The organism is Dyella soli (assembly GCF_054482295.1).
In genome coordinates this window covers 1,793,036-1,810,976 of record NZ_JBTFFU010000001.1, presented here as the reverse complement: position 1 = coordinate 1,810,976, position 17,941 = coordinate 1,793,036, and the positions used below count along the sequence as shown (strand labels likewise).

Below are 17,941 nucleotides of genomic sequence, written 5' to 3'. Positions count from 1 at the left end.
GGGCCGCCGGATGCCTCCCTCGTGGCCCCGGGTGCGCATGGCGCCCATCGCAAGCCATACGGGCGCGTGTCGAGGGGGCTGGTCGTTATACTTGCCCTCATTGTCCCGGGGAGTGCCGTCCGTGAAGTCCAGCCGTCTCGTCGCCGCCGTCGCAGCGCTGGGCATCGCGTCCATGAGCCATGCCTCCGCGCCGGTGCTGGTGATCCACGGTGGCGCCGGCGTGATCAAGCGCGAAATGAGCCCGGCCAGGGAAAGGGCGGTACGCGCGGCCCTGACGCTGGCGCTGAAGAACGGCTACGCCCAGCTGAAGGCCGGCAAGCAGGCCATCGATGCGGTGACGGCGGCAATCACCGTGCTGGAGGACGATCCCAACTTCAATGCGGGCAAGGGCTCGGTGTTCACCCATGACGGCAAGAACGAAATGGATGCCGCCGTGATGGACGGTTCCACGCTGGAGGCCGGTTCGGTGGCGGGCGTGCACCGCGTGAAGAATCCGATCCTGCTGGCGCGCGCCGTCATGGAGAAGTCGCAGCACGTGATGCTGGTCGGCGATGGTGCCGAAGAATTTGCCCGCGAGGTGGGCGTCGAGCTGGTCGATCCGTCCTATTTCCGCACGGAAGAGCGCTGGCAGCAGCTGCAGAAGGCCTTGCGGGAAGACGCGGGGCATGCAAAGCATACAGACGTCGAGACGGCCAAACACTTCGGCACGGTCGGTGCCGTGGCGCTCGACCTCCAGGGGCATCTGGCGGCGGGTACGTCCACCGGTGGCATGAACGACAAGCGCTTCGGGCGGGTGGGTGACTCGCCGCTCATCGGTGCCGGCACCTATGCCAATTCCGGCTGCGCCGTGTCGGGCACGGGCTGGGGCGAGTACTACATCCGGACGGTCGCCGCGCACGAAGTGTGCATGCGCGTGACCCAGATGCGCGTGCCGCTCAAGCGCGCGGCCGCCGAAGTCATCAACCAGGAAATCCCGTCCATGGGCGGCAACGGCGGGGCCATTGCGCTGGATGCCGACGGCCATGTGGCGATGCCGTTCAACACGGACGGCATGTACCGCGGGTGGATCGGCGCGGACGGCGTGCCGCACGTGGCGATCTATGGCGACGAGAACGACGGTACCGCCGATCCGTTGCCGTCCGGCGATTCGTCCGGCTCGCCCTGAACCAGGCTGCGGGACGCCGTGGCGGCCCGCGCATGACGATCAGTCCTCGCTGTCCGGGCGCTCGCGCACCGGGTGCTTGCTGAGCTTGCGCTGCAGGGTGCGGCGGTGCATGCCGAGCCGGCGCGCTGTTTCGGAGATGTTGCCGTCGCATTCGGTCAGCACGCGCTGGATGTGCTCCCACTCGAGGCGGCGCAGGGCCAGCGGTGCCTCGGGCGCGTCCACGACATCGTCGTCCGCGCCGCCGGCATCGCCGTCGAGCAGGGCGCGGACCACCGCATCGGCGTCCACCGGCTTGGCAAGATAGTCGTGCGCGCCCCGCTTGATCGCTTCCACCGCCGTGGCGATCGACGCATAGCCCGTCAGCAGCAGCACGCGGATTTCCGGCACCATCGCCTGCAGTTCCGGGATCAGCCGGAGCCCGTTTTCGTCGCCCAGCTTCAGGTCGAGCACGCAGTAGCGGGGTTGGTGCCGGCGCGTCAGCGCGCGGGCCTCGTCGGCGTTGCTCGCCGTGATGACTTCAAAACCGCGTGAACTGAGCGCGCGCGCCAGGACCCGGGCAAACGTGACGTCGTCATCGATGATCAGGAGTTGCTGGTCACTCATGGGGTTCTCCACCGGCCAGGGGCCGCATGCGCCCATTGTTGCCGGTGCGACAACGCATGCACATGGGGCGATGTGCCTCTGTGGCTATCTGCCGCAGCAATTATGGCGCCGCGATCACCGCGAGCGGTAGCCGCAGCGTCATCTGTGCGCCGTGCTCGCTGTTGCTGGTAGTCAGTTCACCCTCGAGGCGCTCGGCGGTTGCCTCGGCGAGTGCCAGTCCGATGCCCAGCCCGGTTTGCTTCTGCGACTGGCCCAGCACGGCAAGTTCGCCGGTGGCGGAAAAGCCCGGCCCCTGGTCGCTCACGATCAGTTCCAGCCAGCCGCCATCCCGGCGAGCCGTCAGCGCCACGGCCTGGGACTGGTTCATGGCGGAGGCATCGGCCGCATTGTTGAGCAGGTTGAGCAGGGCGTGGCGCAGGCCCGGCGGCGTACGCAGCATGATGCGTGCCGCGTCCTTGTCCTGGGTGAGGGTCAGCTCGGCTTCCGGCCGCAACAGCTGGAAGCGTTCCAGGCAGCCGTGGATGAAGCTGGCGAGAGTGATCTGCTCCGGCTCCTGCGAGAGCTGGGCCTTGCCGAAGGCGACCATCTCGCGAAGGATGGTGCGGCAGCGGTCGACCTGGCCTTCCAGCAGGGCGAGATCGTCCGCCAGCGCGGCATCGCCGACATGCTCGCGCCGCAGCTCCGGCAGCAGCGTGCGCATGGTCGACAGCGGCGTGTTGAGTTCGTGCGCGGCACCGGCGGCCTGGGTGGCGATGGCGAGAATGCCCTCGTCGCGCAGCGCCCGCTCACGCACGCGCTGGACCTCCAGCTGCTGCAGGCGCACCGCGCGCGCCAGGCGGTTGATGAAAAAGCCCAGCAGCAAGGCCATGATCACGAAGTTCACGCCCATGCCGACCACGTGCAGGGAAAAGCCGCCGGATGTTCCGCCCATCGGCACGGGCAATGGCACGTACCAGAACAGCAGCACGGCGTAGGCGACGCCGGCAAGCGCCGCCACCGCCGACACGCCGCCCACCGACAGTGCCGCGGCACCGAGCGCAATGGGCACCAGCAGCAATGCGATGAACGGATTGCTCGCGCCGCCGGTGAAATGCAGCAGGTAGCCGAGGATCAGCGTATCCACCGCCACATGCACGATGGTTTCCCATTCGCGGATAGGCCAGGGCTGGGCGAGCCGCCACGCCGCGAACACCGCGAACACCGCGAGCACGCCGATACCCACCAGCAGCGGCAGCAGCGGGATATTGAGTTGCATCCACAGCGCACAGACCAGCACGGCCGAGCTCTGGCCGGCGATGGCGCAGATGCGCAGCCAGGCCAGGCTGCGAAACAGGGTACGAGGGCCGATGCGCTGCTGTGAGGTAGGGCGTTTCATGGGCGCGATACTAGCTTCTTCTTCCCGTCGCCTCAGCCGGCGGGCGCAGGCTACCGGCGAAAAAAAAGCCACCACGGGGCACGCCCCGGGTGGCTTCAATGACCTTGCCCTCGCGCTGGACAGGGAGAGGGTCGACGGGTCAGACCTCTTCGCTATGCACGGCCGGCAGCGGCAGCTGCGCGCCGGCGTGGCTGCGCGAGAGGCGGTTCATCAGCGGCAGCATCACCACGGCAATCACCGTGCAGGCAATGCCCACGAAGCCGAGCTTGTTGAACAGGCCGATGTAGATGTTGAGCGATTCGACCGGGTTGCTGATGTTCTCCGGCATGGCGGCGAGATTGGCCACCACGCTGCCCAGGTACTGCGAGATGCCCACGGCCACGTAGTACGCACCCATCATGAAGCCACCCATGCGCGCCGGCACGTAGCGGGCGATCATGGCCAGGCCCAGGCCGCTCACCAGCAGTTCGCCCAGCGAGTAGAAGCCGTAGCCCCAGACCATCGTCCACGACGACACCTGGCCATCGACCGCGCTGAGGGCGCCAAAGCCGTACATGAAGAAGCCGAGCGCCACGGCACCGAAGCCGAGGGCGAACTTGAACGCCACCGACGGATCCTTGCCCACGCGGCCGAGGCCGTTGTAGATCAGCACCAGCACCGGGCTGAGGATCACGATCCAGATCGCGTTGAGGTTCTGGTACTGCTCCGGGATCCAGTTGAACAGGTGGGTGCCGAACAGGTCGAACGAGAGGTTGACGTTCTTTTGCGCGAACAGGTTCAGCGATGTCGCCATCTGCGCATAGAAGATGAAGAAGAAGATCGTCTGCACGGTGAGCACGAGTGCGGCGATCAGGCCGGCGCGTTCGCTTTTCTCGGCACCGCGGATCAGGTGCACGAAGATGCCCAGGATCACGATGCCGGCGAGGTACACGCAGATCTTCGCCGCCAGCAGGCTCTGCAGGATGAAGGCCGACACCGCGACCAGCACCAGCGATGCGGCCACGAGGGCGAGCACGCGCCCGGCCTGCACCGGCCTTTCGTCGGACGGCGAACCGATGTGCGCCAGCGTGCGGTACATCAGCGAGTAGTTGGCCAGGCCCAGCGCCAGGCCCACGGCGCAGGCGCCGAACGCCGTGTGCCAGCCCATGGCGTCGCCGTAGTGTTCGCCCACGTAGTTGCGGATCCACGGCGTGGCCGTCATCGAGACCATCGAGCCGATGTTCACCGCCATGTAGTAGATGGTGAACGCGCTGTCGATGCGCACGTCGTCGCCCTCGTAGATCTTGCGCACGAGGTTGCCGGCGTTGGGCTTGAAGAAGCCGTTGCCGACGATGATCACGCCCAGCGCGCAATACAGCAGGGTGGGATTGTTCGAGGGAATCCACAGCATCGCGTAACCCAGGGCCAGCACGACGGCGCCGGTCACCATGGTGCGGCGGGTGCCGATCAGCTTGTCACCAACCCAGCCACCGATGGCGGGCGTGGCGTAGATGAGCGCGGCGGCCGCGCCCCACACCAGGTTGGCCTTGGTATCGATGAAGCCGAGCTTCTTCATCATGTAGGTGACCATCAACACCTGCATGCCGTAGAAGCCGAAGCGCTCCCACATCTCGATCAGGAAGACGGTGCTGAAGGAGCGGGTCTGGGAGACCGCTGGATTCTGGGTTGCCATTCAATTGTCCGTACACGGTTCATACAACGGCCACGGGTGGCCGGCTCGCGCAACCCGGAACTGGGTCACAAAGTGCCGAAGGGTAACCTATCCGTCATTCAGGACACGTTGCGCTGCCGCACGAAGGACGGGCGGGTCGGCGCGTGCGGGGCGCCTGTGGCATCATTCGCCGCTTGTGCCCGCCGTTTGCGGGCGGGCGGCCCGGCCGCCATCTCAAGAGGAACGATATTCCATGGCCGCCACCGGTTTTCGCGGACCCCGGCAAATCTGGAACGCCTTCAAGTGGTCGATGAAGGGCCTGCAGGCAGGCTGGCGCCACGAGGCGTCGTTCCGCCTGGAAGTGTGCCTGGCCGTGGTGCTGGTTCCGCTCGGGCTGTGGCTGGGCCAGGGCGGGCTGGAAAAGATCGCCCTGGTGATGTTTCCCATGCTGGTGCTCTCGGCCGAACTGCTCAATTCCGCCGTCGAGGCCGTGGTGGACAAGGTCAGCCCGGAATTCCACGAGCTGGCCGGACGGGCCAAGGACATGGGCTCGGCCGCGGTGTTCCTGCTGCTGGTGATGACGGCCCTGAGCTGGGGCCTGGTGCTCGCGCCGCGCTGGTTCTGAAGCGGGCGCCGGGCCTAGTGGCCTGAGCCGGGGTCCTTGATGGCTTGCACGTCACCCACCGACACCGTGCCGGTCCAGACGCTGTCACGCACCTTGAAGTACAGCTCGGGTTGCCAGCGCCAGGCGGCGTAGAAGTCGCCGCTGCAGCCTGCGATGGGGGCGCCGTAGATGGTGTTGCCGCCGCATGGGGGTGCCGGCCCCCCGGGTGCGATCGTCATCGTCGGGATGCCCAGGTAGTGATCGATGGTTTCGGCGCGGGCCATGCGCAGCTCGCGGATGATGCGCGGCTTGGCGACCGGGTCGCCGTACGGGGCGTAGAGCGTGTCCTGCAATGCCCTGGCACGTTCCCGCTGGCCGGCGTCGAGCTGGTTCCAGATGGCGTCGCGGGTGGCGACGAATTGCGGGAAGTTGCGTTCCGCCGCGATGGCGACCCAGGCATAGGCCGCGACGGGGTCCTTGGCGACGCCTTCGCCGTTGAGATACATCAGGCCGATGCAGAGCTGCGAAAGCTTGTCGGCATAGCGCGCACTGTCGAGGAAGCGCGTCATCGCCTTGGCGTAGTTGCCGTTGGCGTAGTAGTTCATGCCGGTGTACTCGCCGAATTCGTCCGGATGTCCCCAGGTCGACGAGCGGGCCATGGCGGCGAGGATTTGCCGGGACAGCGGGTCGTCCATGGATGCCGCCGATGCGCCGGACGCGGATCCCGCCAGCACCACCAGGGTCAACAGGCCTGTACCGATCAGCTGCCGCATGGCTTGCTCGCCTCCTGCGATCGTCTGGCAACACGGGAACGGCCGCCGCAGGGGCCTGGGCGGCGGCCCCATGCTAGCCGGCGAGCGTCACCGGCCGGTGAAGACGGTCGATTGCGCCGCTGCGCGGGCAGTGTTGCAATGGCGCTTCCATTGGACGGGAGCAGACTCATGAAACTTCTTCGTGCCCTTGCATTGCTGCTGGTCGCCGCCGGCCTGTCGGGCTGCGGTTACAACGCCATCCAGCGCCAGGACGAGGCAGTCAAGGCGGCCTGGTCCGAAGTGGTCAACCAATATCAGCGCCGTGCCGACCTTGTGCCCAACCTGGTCAACACGGTGAAGGGCTATGCGCAGCACGAGGAAAAGGTGCTGACCGAGGTGACCAATGCCCGCGCCAGGGTGGGCAGCATGCAGTTGACGACGGATGACCTGAACAATCCGCAGAAGCTGCAGCAGTTCCAGCAGGCCCAGGGTGAACTCTCCAGCGCGCTGTCGCGGCTGATGGTGGTCAAGGAGAACTACCCGCAGCTGAAGGCCGACGGTTTGTTCCAGAACCTGCAGGCACAGCTGGAAGGCACCGAGAACCGCATCACGGTGGCGCGCAATCGCTACGTGCAATCGGTGCAGCAGTACAACTCGATGATCCGCACCTTCCCCAACAATCTCACCGCCAAGATGTTCGGCTACCAGGTCAAGCCGAATTTCACGGTGGAAAACGAGAAGGCGATCTCGACGGCGCCGACGGTCGATTTCGGCAACACGCCCGCGCCTGCCGCTTCGGCGCATTGACGTGATGCGGCGCGTGACGCGCCTGTTGTGGGTGCTGGCGATGGCCTGCTGGCTCTCGCCGGCACTGCTGCATGCCGCTGACGACGTGCCGAGGCTGGCGCGCCACGTCACCGACCTGACCGGCACGCTCACGCCCCAGCAGGTGGACCAGCTCGACGCGCAGCTGGTGGCGCTGGAGAAGGCCAAGGGCGCCCAGCTGGTCGTGCTGATGGTGCCGACCACGCAGCCGCAGGATATCGCCGAGTATTCGCTGGCCGTGGCCGAAGCCAACAAGATCGGCCGCAAGGGCACCGATGACGGCCTGCTGCTGCTGGTGGCCAAGAACGACCGGCGCGTGCGCATCGAAGTGGGCTATGGCCTGGAAGGCGCCGTGCCGGATGCGGCGACGGCGCGCATCATCCGCGAATACATCGCGCCCAGGTTTCGCGCCAACGACTACTTCGGCGGCATTGGCGACGCGGTGGGCGCGCTGACCCAGCTGGTCAATGGCGAGGCCTTGCCGCCGCCGGTGGAAAGCGCCAATCGCGAGCGACATGGATCCGGCTTCGGCCATGCCTTGCTGATCGGCGTGTTCGCGGCCTTTTTCCTGCGCAACCTGTTCGGGCGTTCGGCCATCTGGTTGCGCACGCCGTTCGGCGCGGCGATCACCGGCGGGCTGGTCTGGTTGCTGGCGGCCTCGGTGGGTGCGGGCATCATGGGCGCGCTGATCGGTGGCGCGCTGATGCTGTTGCCGGCGGGTGCCGGACGCTCGATCGGTGGCGGCGGCTGGGGCGGTTTCGGCGGTTTCGGCGGCGGTGGTTTTGGCGGCGGCAGCGGCGGCGGCTTCGGTGGCGGCGGCTTCAGCGGCGGTGGCGGCAGTTTCGGCGGTGGTGGTTCGTCGGGGAGCTGGTGACATGGCGCGCATGCAACGTTTGCTGATGAACCTGTTCGACGGCTGGTTCCAGTTGCGTCGCCGGTTTCCACAGAGCCTGCTCGACGAGATGGCGCAGGCCATCGGCGAGGGCGAGCGCGGGCACCGCGGCGAGATTCGCTTCGCCATCGAATCGCGCCTCGCACCGCTGGCCGTGCTGGAAGGGCTCGATGCGCACCAGCGCGCGCGGCAGGTATTTGCCCAGCTGCAGGTGTGGGACACCGAGCACAACAGCGGCGTGCTGCTGTACGTGCTGATGGCCGAACATCGCATCGTGATCATTGCCGACCGCGGTATCGCCGCCGTGGTGACCCAGTCGGAGTGGGACGCGATACGCGACCACATGCTCGCGCGCTTTGCGCAGGGCGCCTGGCGCGACGGCTGCCTCGAAGGCATCGCCGAAGCGCATGCACTGCTGCGGCGCCACTTCCCGGGCAACGACAAGGCCAGGCCCGACGAGTTGCCGGACCAGCCCGTGCTCCTCTGATGCGCTGACCGCCGGCGGCCTGGCCGCACTTGCGCGCTGTCGTTCCGCGCAAAAAAAAGGCGGGCCCGAAGGCCCGCCTCATCCGGAAGTCCGGCTCTTGCGAGCTTAGAACTTCTGGTTGTACGACACGTAGAAGTAACGGTCGATGTCGAACGCCGGGTTGTACGGCGAGCTGCCGGTGCCCGAGGTGGTGACCGCGTAGTAGTACGGACCCTTCTTGTTGAAGATGTTGTTCACACCAACGCTGAAGGTGCCCTTCCACGGGGCGGTGTAGCGGAACTGCGCGTCGTTGAACGCGACCGAACCCTTCTGGCTCACGCCCACGCCTTCCAGCGCCGGGTTGGTGTAGGTCGGCATGTTGCATTCCACCGTGGCGGTGTAGCACTTGTCCTTCAGGCCCGAGTAGTAACGGACCGTCCAGCTCGCGCCGAACTGCTTCCAGTCCCAGTCGAGCTGCAGGTTCGAGCGCAGGCGGTACATGCCTTCTTCGCCGAACAGGCTGGTGCTGCTGGTCATGAAGCCCACGTGGTTGACCGGCGTGGCGCCCGGACCGCTGACCGTTTCGTACTTGGTCAGGTAGGTGCTGTCCGAAGCGATGCGGAAGCGGCCGAACGAGGTTTCCGGCAGACGGTAGTGGATACCGACGTCGTAGCCTTCGGTCTTCAGCGTGCCGAGGTTGGCCAGGCTCTCATTGAGCGAGTTGATCGAGCCAGCCACCAGGTTGGAGGTGGCGGTCGGCGTGCGCGTAAAGCGGGAGCAGTACGACGGATCGTTCTGCACGTAGCACAGGTTGACGATGTCGTTGGCATCGACGGCCGAGATGATGTTCTTCACGTAGATGTTGTAGTAATCCACGGTGAAGTCCAGGCCTTCCACCTGATGCGGGCTGTAGACCAGGCCCAGCGTACGGGTGATGGAGGTCTCCGGCTGCAGGTTCGGATTGGAACCGGACAGGAAGGCCACCGGCGTCTGACCACCCGCCGAGCTGCTGATCTGGGCGCCGGCCTGGTCGATCTGGCGATAGTTCGCCGGCACGCCGGCAGCGGAGCAGCGCTGTGCCACGGCCGAGTTGGAAGCGGCTGCACCGAACTTGGTGTCGCACGGATCCAGGAACGACTCGAAGCTCTGGCCGGTGCCGCCGTACAGGTCGCTGATGGTCGGCGCACGGAAGCCTTCGGCCCAGGTACCGCGGACCAGCAGGTCCGCGAACGGACGCCAGCGGAAGCTGTACTTGTTGTTGGTCGTGCTGCCGAAGTTGCTGTAGTGCGAGTAACGGCTGGCGACGTTCAGGCCCAGTTCCTGGGCACCCGGCAGGTCACGCAGCAGCGGCACGTCGAGCTCGGCGTACGCTTCGTTGGTGTTGTACGCACCGGAGGTCGGGGCGCTGGCCAGGTTGGTGGTCAGGCCGGCCGAGTCGGCGGCGTCCGGACGGAAGCTGCCCTTCTCGCCACGATGCTCCACGCCCACGGCCAGGCTGACCGTGCCGGCCGGCAGGTCGAACAGGCCACCGGAGACGTTGGCGCTCCAGTCGGAGGTGTAGCTGGTCTGGCGATCGGTGCTGATGTGGTTGACGTAGTTCCACACCGACTGCGGCGTACCGCCCGGGCCGGCGAGGATGTTCCACGGCACGCAACCGGCGGCGACATCAGACGGGTTGGCGCACTGCAGCTGGCCGTTGACGACGGACGTCGGGCCCAGCGCCGCGCGCGCGTTCGGCAGGAAGATGTTGCCGGTGGTGGTCTGCTTGATCTTGTTCTGGTCGTAGGTGAAGCCCGCGTCCCAGCTCCAGTCATGGTTCAGGAACTGGAAGTAGCCTTCGGCGCCCAGGTCGATGTGCGCCAGCTTGGAGTTGGCCCAGGTGACACGCGGCATTTCAACCGTGCGGCGGAAGAACTCCACGTCCTGGCCCGGGAACGGGTTGTACGCGTTCTGGCCGCTGATCACGACCGGGTCGTCAGCCACGCCGGACTGGAACGGATAACCGGCCAGCTGGCTGGAGGTGTCGCGCGTGCTGTAGCTGGCCGCACCACGCAGGGTGATGTTGTCGGTGAGCTTGTAGCGATCCTGCACGTACAGGTTCTTCAGCTTCGAACCGGCGCGGAAGGTCATGTCCTTCTGCGTGTTGTACTTGTCGGCCGTGCTGGTCGGGTCGTACAGGTGGTAGTTGGCCAGGTTGCCGGTGGCGGTCGAACCGTGGTTGATCACGTACTGGGCACCGGTGTTCGGATCGACCACGCGGCCCCACGGGCCAAGGCCCAGGCCAGCGTTCGGGTGGCGCGGTCCCTGCGCATAGCTGGTCTCGTCGCGCTCCTTGTTCCACATCGGATCGGTGTCCTGGTACGCGGCGCCGACGATGATGGAGTTCTTCTCGGTGCTGTGGCCCCAGGTGAAGTCGTAGTTCTGGGTCTTGCCGTCGCCCTTGCCGTTCTCGCCGAAGTAGACATTGGCTTCGGCGCCGTCGAACTTCTCCTTGGTGATGATGTTCACCACGCCGCCGATGGCGTCGGAGCCATAGATCGAGGACGCGCCATCCTTGAGGATGTCGATGCGATCGATCATGGAAACCGGGATGGTCGAGAGGTCGGTCAGGCCGCTGAGGCTGGTGCTCCAGCGACGGCCATTGACGAGCACCAGGGTGCGCTGCGAACCGAGGTTGCGGATGTTGACGTAGCGGCCGCCCACGTCGGCGCCCGAGGACAGCGTGTCCTGCGGGGTGATGTCCGGAGTGCCGGCCGACGGCATGCGGGCCAGGATGTCGTTGACATTGGTCAGGCCGGTCGCCTGGATCGCGGCGCGATCCATGGTGAAGATCGGCTGCGAGGTTTCCACGTCCACGCTGCGAATGCGCGAACCGGTAACGGTGACGGTCTCAAGGCTCTTGGGCGAGGACTGATCAGCCTGGGCGGGGGCAGCATCCTGTGCGGCGACCGACCACGTCTGCAGCACGAGCGCCGCGGCGATGGCAGTAGCCAGCAGTGTCTTTTGCTTCATTGTTTTGAAACTCCGAACAAAAAATAGCCGTCAGCCAGCGCGCGAGGGCTGGGCATCTGGATATGGGGAAAGCGCGTAGCGCCCTGGGGAGGGGCCTGCACGCCGTGGCATCGCCGGACTTGGGGGACAAGCGATGTAAGTCCGAAGTTAAAGCAAAGTGACGGGTGCGTGCAACCCGATTGCCATATTCAGCTGCTAGTGGCAAGAAAAGTTCCCTCAAGGTCGCGCGCGCTTTCGCCGCCATTCAATGCGGGCCTCGAGAGCCCTGCTGCCGGGGCGTGGACTGAAAGGCCACCGGTCTGCCCGTGCTCGCGCGCGATGCCGCCGCAATCCATGCATGCCCGCGCAGCGTCGAGGGTCACTTGTCGGGCGCGGCCCGCTACACTGACGCTTTGACGCCGCCACGCTTGCCCATGACGCAGCCTTACACCGTAGCCATCGACCCCGTCGCCTTTCACCTGGGGCCATTGCAGATCCACTGGTACGGCCTGATGTATCTCTGCGGTTTCCTGGGCGCCTGGAGCCTGGCGGAGTACCGCCGTCTCAAGGGCCGCCTGCCGGCGACGCGCGATGCGCTGGGCGACCTGGCGTTCTACGCGATGATGGGCGTGATCGTCGGCGGCCGCGTCTGGTACATGCTGTTCTACGCCGACATCCACTGGATCTGGACCGACCCGCTGGCGCTGTTCCGGGTCTGGGACGGCGGCATGAGTTTCCATGGCGGGCTGCTCGGCGTGCTGGCCGCAGGCTTGTGGTGGTCGCGGCGGCACGCCATGCATTTCTTCGACACGGTGGATTTCGTCGCGCCGCTGGTGCCGATCGGCCTGGGGCTGGGGCGCCTGGGCAACTTCATCAACGGCGAACTGTGGGGCAAGCCCAGCGACGTGTCGTGGGCGATGATTTTCCCGAATGCGCACGCCTCCGACGTCGAATGGGCCGCCACGCATCCGCAGTGGCAGGCCACGCTGGCGCAGTTCAATGCGCTGCCGCGGCATCCTTCGCAGCTGTATGAAATGCTGCTCGAGGGCGTGGTGATGTTCAGCGTGTTGCTGCTGGTGTCGCTGAAACCGCGGCCGCGTTACCTGGTGTCTGGCCTGTTCGGCCTCATGTACGGCTGCTTCCGTTTCGGCGTGGAGTTCGTGCGCGTGCCGGACCCGCAGCTCGGCTATCTGGCCTGGGGCTGGCTGACCATGGGGCAGATCCAGTCGCTGCCGCTGATCATCGCCGGCGTGGTGCTGCTGGTGATGTCGCGCAAGGCGCCGACGCTTCGTCCCTACACCGTTTCGCTTCCCGGCAAGGAGTAAGCGCATGCGCGCCTATCTGGATCTGCTGCAGCACGTGCTTGACCATGGCACCGAAAAGGCCGACCGCACGGGCACGGGTACGCGCAGCGTGTTCGGCTGGCAGGTGCGCTTCGATCTGGCCCGGGGTTTTCCGCTGGTCACCACCAAGAAGCTGCACCTGAAATCGATCATCCACGAGCTGATCTGGTTCCTGCAGGGCGACACCAATATCGCCTATCTCAAGGAACACGGCGTCAGCATCTGGGACGAGTGGGCTGACGCGCAGGGCGAGCTTGGCCCGGTCTACGGCAAGCAATGGCGCGCATGGCCGACGGCCGACGGCGGCGTGGTCGACCAGATCCGCTGGGTGGTTGACGAGATCCGTCGCAATCCCGATTCGCGTCGCCTGCTGGTGAGCGCGTGGAACGTGGGGGAACTGCCGAAGATGGCGTTGATGCCCTGCCACGCACTGTTCCAGTTCTACGTGGCCGACGGCAAGCTGAGCTGCCAGTTGTACCAGCGCTCCGGCGACATCTTCCTGGGCGTGCCCTTCAACATCGCCAGCTATGCGCTGCTGACCCACATGATCGCGCAGGTGTGCGGCCTGGGCGTCGGCGACTTCGTCCACACGCTGGGCGATGCGCACCTGTACAACAATCACATCGAGCAGGCGCGCCTGCAGCTGTCACGCGAGCCGCGCCCGTTGCCGCGCCTGCAGCTCAATCCCGAGGTCCGCTCGCTGTTCGATTTCCGGTTCGAGGACATCGCCATCGCCGGCTACGAACCCCATCCCGCGATCCGGGCGCCGGTGGCCGTGTAATTTGATCGGCCAGCGGCATGAGGGGCGTGGCTGCGTCAGCGCATCCTGCTAAGATCGGCCGGCGCGGCGCCATCGGCCCGGCGACGCGAGCCGTCCCACTTGTCGATGATCAAGGATTTCCATGGCCATTTCGCTGATCGCCGCTCTGGATGAGAATTTCGCCATCGGCCGCAAGGGGCAGCTCCCCTGGCACCTGCCGGACGACCTGCGCTGGTTCAAGCAGCTGACCCTCGGCAAGTACGTGCTGATGGGGTACAACACCGCGGTGGCCGTGGGCCGGCCGCTGCCGGACCGCACGAACCTGGTGCTCAGCCGCAAGCATGAGGCGCCGTTTCCGGGCCAGATCACCGTGCGTTCCCTGGCCGAGGGCGTGGCCCGGGCCGGCGGTACCGGCCTGATGGTCATCGGCGGTGGCGAGGTGTACGCCGAAGCGCTGCCCAAGGCCAAGCGGCTCTACCTCACCTGGGTCAACGCCGCTGTCGACGGCGCCGACACGTTCTTCCCCGGCGTGCATTTCAGCGACTGGACCGAAGTCTCGCGCGTCCATCACAAGAAGGACGCCGAGCACGCCTATGACTTCGACATGGTCGAATACGTGCGCAACGACTGACCGCGGCGGTTTACCGTTGTCTTCCACGGGTGAACGGCCGATGCACGTGATGGCCGGCGTCATGCTCGATGGCCGTGGCCGCGTGCTATTGGCGCAGAGGCCACCTGGCAAGCATCTGGCCGGCCTGTGGGAGTTTCCGGGCGGCAAACTGGAGGACGGCGAGGCGCCCGCGGCGGGCCTGGTCCGCGAGCTGCGCGAGGAACTCGGCGTGGAGGCGGAAGTGGCCGGTCCGCTGATCCGCGTACCCTGGCGTTATGGCGACAAGTCGCTGCTGCTGGACGCGCGGACCGTCACCCGCTGGCAGGGCGAAGCCGTGTCGCTGGAAGGGCAGGCGCTGCAATGGCGCGATCCGGCGCACGTCGACGTCGCCATGCTCGCGCCCGCCGACCGGCCTATCCTGCGCGCCTTGCAGCTGCCGCAGCGCTACCCGATCACGCCCGCCGACGTACCGGTCGAAGCCTTCGATGCATGGCGGCGCCGGCTGGACGAGGCCATGCTGCGGGGCGAACGCCTGATCCTGCTGCGCTTTCCCCTCTGGCCGCGCGAGCGGGTGCGCGAACTGGCGGCGAGCCTGCTGCCGGCGGCCCGCGAGCACGGAGCGAGCCTGCTGCTGAGCGGCGATGTGGAGGGCGCACGCAGCCTGGGTGCCGGTGTCGGCGTGCAGCTCAAGGCTGCCCAGCTGGATGCCCTGGTCGAACGACCGCTGCCCCTCGATCAGTACGTAGGCGCCAGTTGCCACGACGCCGGGCAATTGCTGCAAGCGACATCGCTGGCGGACTTCGCCACGCTGTCGCCGGTAGCGGCCACGGCCTCGCACCCCGACCACCCGCCCCTGGGCTGGGAGCGGTTTGCGACGATGGTCGAGGCGGCTTCGGTTCCCGTCTATGCCCTGGGCGGCATGACGGCCGGCGATGCCGCGATGGCGCGCCGACTGGGCGGGCAGGGCATCGCGGGGATCCGTGGCTTCTGGTGACTGCTCTCAGCGGCCGGCGGCGAGCGCCTTGTAGCGCGCATGCAACTGGGCGACGGCGTGGTCGAGCCGCGCCTCGTCACCATCGTTCTCGATGACGTCGTGCGCCAGCGCCAGGCGATGCGTGCGCCTGGCCTGGCGCTCGATCATGCGCCTGGCCAGGGCCTCGTCGATGCCATCGCGCTGCATCAGGCGCTCGAGCTGGACGGCTTCGGGAGCGTCGACCACCAGCACGCGGTCCACCCAGCGATAGTGCTCGATGTTTTCAGCCAGCAGCGGAATCGCCAGCAGGCAATAGGGACCACGGTCGGCCAGGGCACGCTCGTGCAGCCAGCTGCGCACGCGCGGATGAGTGATCGCCTCCAGCGCGCGGCGCGCTTCGTCGTCGCCAAAAACGCGCTGGCGCATCGCGGCGCGATCGAGCTGGCCGCCCGCATCGAACACGCCATGGCCGAAGCGCGCGAGCACGGCGGCCAGGCCATCCGTGCCTGGCGCGATGACCTCGCGGGCGGCGACATCGGCGTCATAGACGTGGATACCGATGGCCTCGAAGCGCCGCGATACGGCGCTCTTGCCGGCAGCGATGCCGCCGGTCAGGGCGATCACGTAGCTGCGGCGCGGCTCGCTCATCGCAGGCCCGTCCATTGGGCGTAGTGCGACCACAGCCAGTCGCCGGCGACGAACCAGGTCCAGCCCGCCGCCGCAATGAATGGGCCGAACGGCATGGGAATGTCGCGCCCATGCTTGCGCAGCCCGATCAGCGCGCCACCGGTCAGCGCACCGATCAGCGACGACAGCAGGATCACCGGCAGCAGGGCGGCCGGCCCCATCCAGGCACCCAGCGCGGCCAGCAGCTTGAAGTCGCCATAACCCATGCCTTCCTTGCCGGTCACCAGCTTGAACAGCCAGTACACGCTCCACAGGCTGAGATAGCCGATAGCCGCGCCCACGATCGCCGCGGGCGGCTGCACGAACATCGGTAGCAAGGCGAGCAGCAGGCCCAGCCAGAGCAGCGGATAGTTGAGCTGGTCCGGCAGGTATTGGGTGCGAAAGTCGATGCCCGCCAGGGCGATCAGCATCCAGGTGAACACCAGTCCGGCGAGGGCCGGCCAGGTGGGCCCGAACTTCCACACGATCACCGCGCTGAGCACGCCGCTCAGCAGCTCGACCAGCGGGTACTGGATGGAAATGGGCGCCTTGCAGTAGCGGCAACGGCCACGCAGCAGCAGCCAGCCGAACAACGGAATATTGTCCCGTGCCGCGAGGCGATGCTTGCAGTGCGGGCAGTGCGAAGGTTCGCGAACGATGCCAGGCGGCAGCACCTTTTCTTCGGCTTCAAGCTCGAGCGTGTCGAGCGCATCCAGTCGCCATTCCGCCTTCATGCGTTCCGGCAGGCGCAGGATCACCACGTTGAGGAAACTGCCGACCAGAAGGCCGAACACGCCTGCGGCGAGGATCCAGGCCCAGAGGGGAAGTTCGAGCATGTGCGGTTCCAGAGGCTATAAAAAAAGGCCCCCCTCCCAGCGGGAGAGGGGCCTGGATGCGAGAGCTTACACGGTGCCTGCGAGCTTGAAGATCGGGAGGTACAGCGAGATCACCATGCCGCCCACCAGCACGCCGAGGATCACCATGATCAGCGGTTCGAGCAGGCTCGAGAGCGTGTCGACCGCGTTGTTCACCTCTTCCTCGTAGAACTCGGCGACCTTGAACAGCATGTGGTCCAGCGCGCCCGATTCCTCGCCGATGCCGACCATCTGCACCATCATGTTGGGGAACAGGCCCGTCTGGCGCATGGACAGCTGCAGCTGATGGCCGACGGCGACGTCCTCGCGCATCTGCTTGACGGCCTCGCCATAGACAATGCTGCCGGTGGCGCCGGCCACCGCGTCCATCGCTTCGACCAGGGGCACGCCCGCGCGAAACGTCACGCCCAGCGTGCGTGCGAAACGGGCCAGCGCCGACTGGCGCAGGATGTTGCCGATCACCGGCAGTCGCAGCATCACGCGGTCGAGGAAATGGGCGAATTTCGTCGAGCGCTGCTTGGCCATCATCAGGGCGACGACGCCACCGACGATGCTGCCGATGACCAGCCACCAGTATGACTTCATGAATTCGGAGGCACTGATGACCACCTGGGTCGGTGCCGGGAGTTCCGCGCCCGCATCCTTGAAGGTCTGCGAGAACACGGGAACCACGAAGAGCAGCAAGACCATGCTGACGAGCAGTGCCACCACCAGCACCATCACCGGATAGAAAAGTGCCTTCTTGATCTTGGCCTTGATACTCTCGGTGCGCTCCTTGTAGGTGGCGACCGTATCGAGCACCGTGTCGAGCACACCGGCCGATTCGCCGGCGTGGACCAGGTTGCGATAGAGCTCGTCGAACTGCACCGGGTACTTGCCCAGTGCTTCATGCAGGGCCGAACCGCCCTCGATGCCCTGCTTCACATCGTTGAGGATGTTCTTGAAGCGGATGTTCTTCTGGCCGTCGGCGATGATCTCGAACGACTGCACCATCGGCACGCCCGAGGCCATCATGGTGGCGATCTGGCGACTGAAGATGGCGACATCGCGCGGTGTGACCGTGCTGCCGCTGGCGCCGAACAGGGGCTTGCCCCGTTCGCGCACGGTCTGCGGATTCATGCCCTGGCGGCGCAGCTCGGCCTTGACCAGCGAGGCGTTCTTCGCGGGCATTTCGCCCTTCATACGCTTGCCGCGCTTGTCCAGCGCGACCCAGTCGTACGTGGTCATCTTGCTGATTTCGGCACGCTGGGCGCCGAGCGTCTTCACATTCTTAGCGGTGGCGGTGGCCGTGGCCATTGCGATTCCCCCTGCTGGTACGGTCGGGTCGCCTTACGATGGCGACTACCTGATTTTGCAGCTTAAGTCATTCCCGTAGAGCAATTCGTGGCAC

At 66.4% G+C, this 17,941-nt stretch carries 17 protein-coding genes; 9 read left to right on the top strand and 8 right to left on the bottom strand.

All coding sequences use genetic code 11. The features are described from left to right. The first annotated feature begins 172 nt into the window (after nt 1–172). Entirely contained in the window at nt 173–1,165 is a 993-nt protein-coding gene (locus ACXU4B_RS08375; protein WP_131410475.1) for an isoaspartyl peptidase/L-asparaginase family protein, read from the top strand. Between the two features lie 39 nt (nt 1,166–1,204). Here ACXU4B_RS08375 and ACXU4B_RS08370 read toward each other — a convergent pair whose 3' ends face one another. The 3 genes from ACXU4B_RS08370 to ACXU4B_RS08360 all read right to left on the bottom strand — a co-directional run bounded on the left by ACXU4B_RS08370 (nt 1,205) and on the right by ACXU4B_RS08360 (nt 4,815). After that, complete coding sequence (locus ACXU4B_RS08370) at nt 1,205–1,768, bottom strand: response regulator transcription factor (protein WP_131409511.1); 564 nt, start codon at nt 1,766–1,768, stop codon at nt 1,205–1,207. A 100-nt stretch (nt 1,769–1,868) separates the two neighbouring features. Continuing rightward, nucleotides 1,869–3,143 carry an ATP-binding protein gene (locus ACXU4B_RS08365; RefSeq protein ID WP_131409509.1) on the bottom strand — a complete coding sequence of 425 codons (1,275 nt, stop codon included), beginning with the start codon at nt 3,141–3,143 and terminating at the stop codon, nt 1,869–1,871. 139 nt (nt 3,144–3,282) lie between these two features. Continuing rightward, the gene (locus ACXU4B_RS08360) at nt 3,283–4,815 is read right to left on the bottom strand and encodes a peptide MFS transporter (protein WP_131409507.1); all 1,533 of its coding nucleotides are present in this window, start codon (nt 4,813–4,815) and stop codon (nt 3,283–3,285) included. A gap of 232 nt (nt 4,816–5,047) precedes the next feature. Here ACXU4B_RS08360 and ACXU4B_RS08355 point away from each other — a divergent pair, with 232 nt between their 5' ends. Further along, nucleotides 5,048–5,419 (top strand): diacylglycerol kinase, encoded by a 372-nt coding sequence (locus tag ACXU4B_RS08355; RefSeq protein WP_131409505.1) that lies wholly within the window; start codon nt 5,048–5,050, stop codon nt 5,417–5,419. Nucleotides 5,420–5,433: 14 nt separating this feature from the next. On the opposite strand, the gene ACXU4B_RS08350 is transcribed toward ACXU4B_RS08355, so the two are convergent. After that, complete coding sequence (locus ACXU4B_RS08350) at nt 5,434–6,171, bottom strand: sel1 repeat family protein (protein ID WP_240734047.1); 738 nt, start codon at nt 6,169–6,171, stop codon at nt 5,434–5,436. A 168-nt stretch (nt 6,172–6,339) separates the two neighbouring features. Here ACXU4B_RS08350 and ACXU4B_RS08345 point away from each other — a divergent pair, with 168 nt between their 5' ends. Genes ACXU4B_RS08345 through ACXU4B_RS08335 form a run of 3 tightly spaced genes read left to right on the top strand, consistent with a single transcriptional unit; the run spans nt 6,340 to nt 8,354 of the window. Then, the gene (locus ACXU4B_RS08345; protein ID WP_131409503.1) at nt 6,340–6,957 is read left to right on the top strand and encodes a LemA family protein; all 618 of its coding nucleotides are present in this window, start codon (nt 6,340–6,342) and stop codon (nt 6,955–6,957) included. A 1-nt stretch (nt 6,958) separates the two neighbouring features. Continuing rightward, nucleotides 6,959–7,849, top strand: coding sequence for a TPM domain-containing protein (locus ACXU4B_RS08340; protein WP_205746540.1), 891 nt, complete (start codon nt 6,959–6,961; stop codon nt 7,847–7,849). 1 nt (nt 7,850) lies between these two features. Further along, on the top strand, nt 7,851–8,354 hold the full coding sequence (locus ACXU4B_RS08335) for a TPM domain-containing protein (protein WP_131409501.1): 504 nt from the start codon (nt 7,851–7,853) through the stop codon (nt 8,352–8,354). A gap of 105 nt (nt 8,355–8,459) precedes the next feature. On the opposite strand, the gene ACXU4B_RS08330 is transcribed toward ACXU4B_RS08335, so the two are convergent. Then, the gene (locus tag ACXU4B_RS08330) at nt 8,460–11,345 is read right to left on the bottom strand and encodes a TonB-dependent receptor plug domain-containing protein (protein WP_131409499.1); all 2,886 of its coding nucleotides are present in this window, start codon (nt 11,343–11,345) and stop codon (nt 8,460–8,462) included. 413 nt (nt 11,346–11,758) lie between these two features. Here ACXU4B_RS08330 and lgt point away from each other — a divergent pair, with 413 nt between their 5' ends. The 4 genes from lgt to ACXU4B_RS08310 all read left to right on the top strand — a co-directional run bounded on the left by lgt (nt 11,759) and on the right by ACXU4B_RS08310 (nt 15,031). Next, a complete protein-coding gene (lgt, locus tag ACXU4B_RS08325) occupies nt 11,759–12,649 on the top strand; it encodes a prolipoprotein diacylglyceryl transferase (protein WP_131409497.1) in 891 nt (296 codons plus the stop codon). Between the two features lie 4 nt (nt 12,650–12,653). Beyond that, nucleotides 12,654–13,448, top strand: a complete 795-nt coding sequence (locus ACXU4B_RS08320) for a thymidylate synthase (protein ID WP_131409495.1) — start codon at nt 12,654–12,656, stop codon at nt 13,446–13,448. Nucleotides 13,449–13,569: 121 nt separating this feature from the next. Next, a complete protein-coding gene (locus ACXU4B_RS08315; RefSeq protein ID WP_131409493.1) occupies nt 13,570–14,058 on the top strand; it encodes a dihydrofolate reductase in 489 nt (162 codons plus the stop codon). A 40-nt stretch (nt 14,059–14,098) separates the two neighbouring features. Further along, the gene (locus ACXU4B_RS08310; protein WP_131409491.1) at nt 14,099–15,031 is read left to right on the top strand and encodes a Nudix family hydrolase; all 933 of its coding nucleotides are present in this window, start codon (nt 14,099–14,101) and stop codon (nt 15,029–15,031) included. 6 nt (nt 15,032–15,037) lie between these two features. On the opposite strand, the gene coaE is transcribed toward ACXU4B_RS08310, so the two are convergent. The 3 genes from coaE to ACXU4B_RS08295 all read right to left on the bottom strand — a co-directional run bounded on the left by coaE (nt 15,038) and on the right by ACXU4B_RS08295 (nt 17,847). Beyond that, the gene (gene coaE, locus ACXU4B_RS08305) at nt 15,038–15,658 is read right to left on the bottom strand and encodes a dephospho-CoA kinase (RefSeq protein WP_131409489.1); all 621 of its coding nucleotides are present in this window, start codon (nt 15,656–15,658) and stop codon (nt 15,038–15,040) included. Next, nucleotides 15,655–16,512, bottom strand: a complete 858-nt coding sequence (locus ACXU4B_RS08300; protein ID WP_131409487.1) for a prepilin peptidase — start codon at nt 16,510–16,512, stop codon at nt 15,655–15,657. Before ACXU4B_RS08300 ends, coaE begins: the two co-directional genes overlap by 4 nt. Before the next feature lie 66 nt (nt 16,513–16,578). After that, nucleotides 16,579–17,847: a type II secretion system F family protein gene (locus ACXU4B_RS08295; protein WP_131409485.1), complete on the bottom strand. Its 1,269-nt coding sequence runs from the start codon at nt 17,845–17,847 to the stop codon at nt 16,579–16,581. Between the last annotated feature and the right edge of the window lie 94 nt (nt 17,848–17,941).

What these genes read in the sequence shown, in the direction of transcription:
- ACXU4B_RS08315 (WP_131409493.1), top strand. Translation starts at nt 13,570, where the DNA reads ATGGCCATTTCGCTGATCGCCGCTCTGGATGAGAATTTCGCCATCGGC.
- ACXU4B_RS08335 (WP_131409501.1), top strand. Translation starts at nt 7,851, where the DNA reads ATGGCGCGCATGCAACGTTTGCTGATGAACCTGTTCGACGGCTGGTTC.
- ACXU4B_RS08330 (WP_131409499.1), bottom strand. Translation starts at nt 11,345, where the DNA reads ATGAAGCAAAAGACACTGCTGGCTACTGCCATCGCCGCGGCGCTCGTG.
- lgt (WP_131409497.1), top strand. Translation starts at nt 11,759, where the DNA reads ATGACGCAGCCTTACACCGTAGCCATCGACCCCGTCGCCTTTCACCTG.
- ACXU4B_RS08360 (WP_131409507.1), bottom strand. Translation starts at nt 4,815, where the DNA reads ATGGCAACCCAGAATCCAGCGGTCTCCCAGACCCGCTCCTTCAGCACC.
- ACXU4B_RS08310 (WP_131409491.1), top strand. Translation starts at nt 14,099, where the DNA reads ATGCACGTGATGGCCGGCGTCATGCTCGATGGCCGTGGCCGCGTGCTA.
- ACXU4B_RS08300 (WP_131409487.1), bottom strand. Translation starts at nt 16,512, where the DNA reads ATGCTCGAACTTCCCCTCTGGGCCTGGATCCTCGCCGCAGGCGTGTTC.
- ACXU4B_RS08320 (WP_131409495.1), top strand. Translation starts at nt 12,654, where the DNA reads ATGCGCGCCTATCTGGATCTGCTGCAGCACGTGCTTGACCATGGCACC.
- ACXU4B_RS08365 (WP_131409509.1), bottom strand. Translation starts at nt 3,143, where the DNA reads ATGAAACGCCCTACCTCACAGCAGCGCATCGGCCCTCGTACCCTGTTT.
- ACXU4B_RS08350 (WP_240734047.1), bottom strand. Translation starts at nt 6,171, where the DNA reads ATGCGGCAGCTGATCGGTACAGGCCTGTTGACCCTGGTGGTGCTGGCG.
- ACXU4B_RS08345 (WP_131409503.1), top strand. Translation starts at nt 6,340, where the DNA reads ATGAAACTTCTTCGTGCCCTTGCATTGCTGCTGGTCGCCGCCGGCCTG.
- ACXU4B_RS08370 (WP_131409511.1), bottom strand. Translation starts at nt 1,768, where the DNA reads ATGAGTGACCAGCAACTCCTGATCATCGATGACGACGTCACGTTTGCC.
- ACXU4B_RS08295 (WP_131409485.1), bottom strand. Translation starts at nt 17,847, where the DNA reads ATGGCCACGGCCACCGCCACCGCTAAGAATGTGAAGACGCTCGGCGCC.
- ACXU4B_RS08375 (WP_131410475.1), top strand. Translation starts at nt 173, where the DNA reads ATGAGCCATGCCTCCGCGCCGGTGCTGGTGATCCACGGTGGCGCCGGC.
- coaE (WP_131409489.1), bottom strand. Translation starts at nt 15,658, where the DNA reads ATGAGCGAGCCGCGCCGCAGCTACGTGATCGCCCTGACCGGCGGCATC.
- ACXU4B_RS08355 (WP_131409505.1), top strand. Translation starts at nt 5,048, where the DNA reads ATGGCCGCCACCGGTTTTCGCGGACCCCGGCAAATCTGGAACGCCTTC.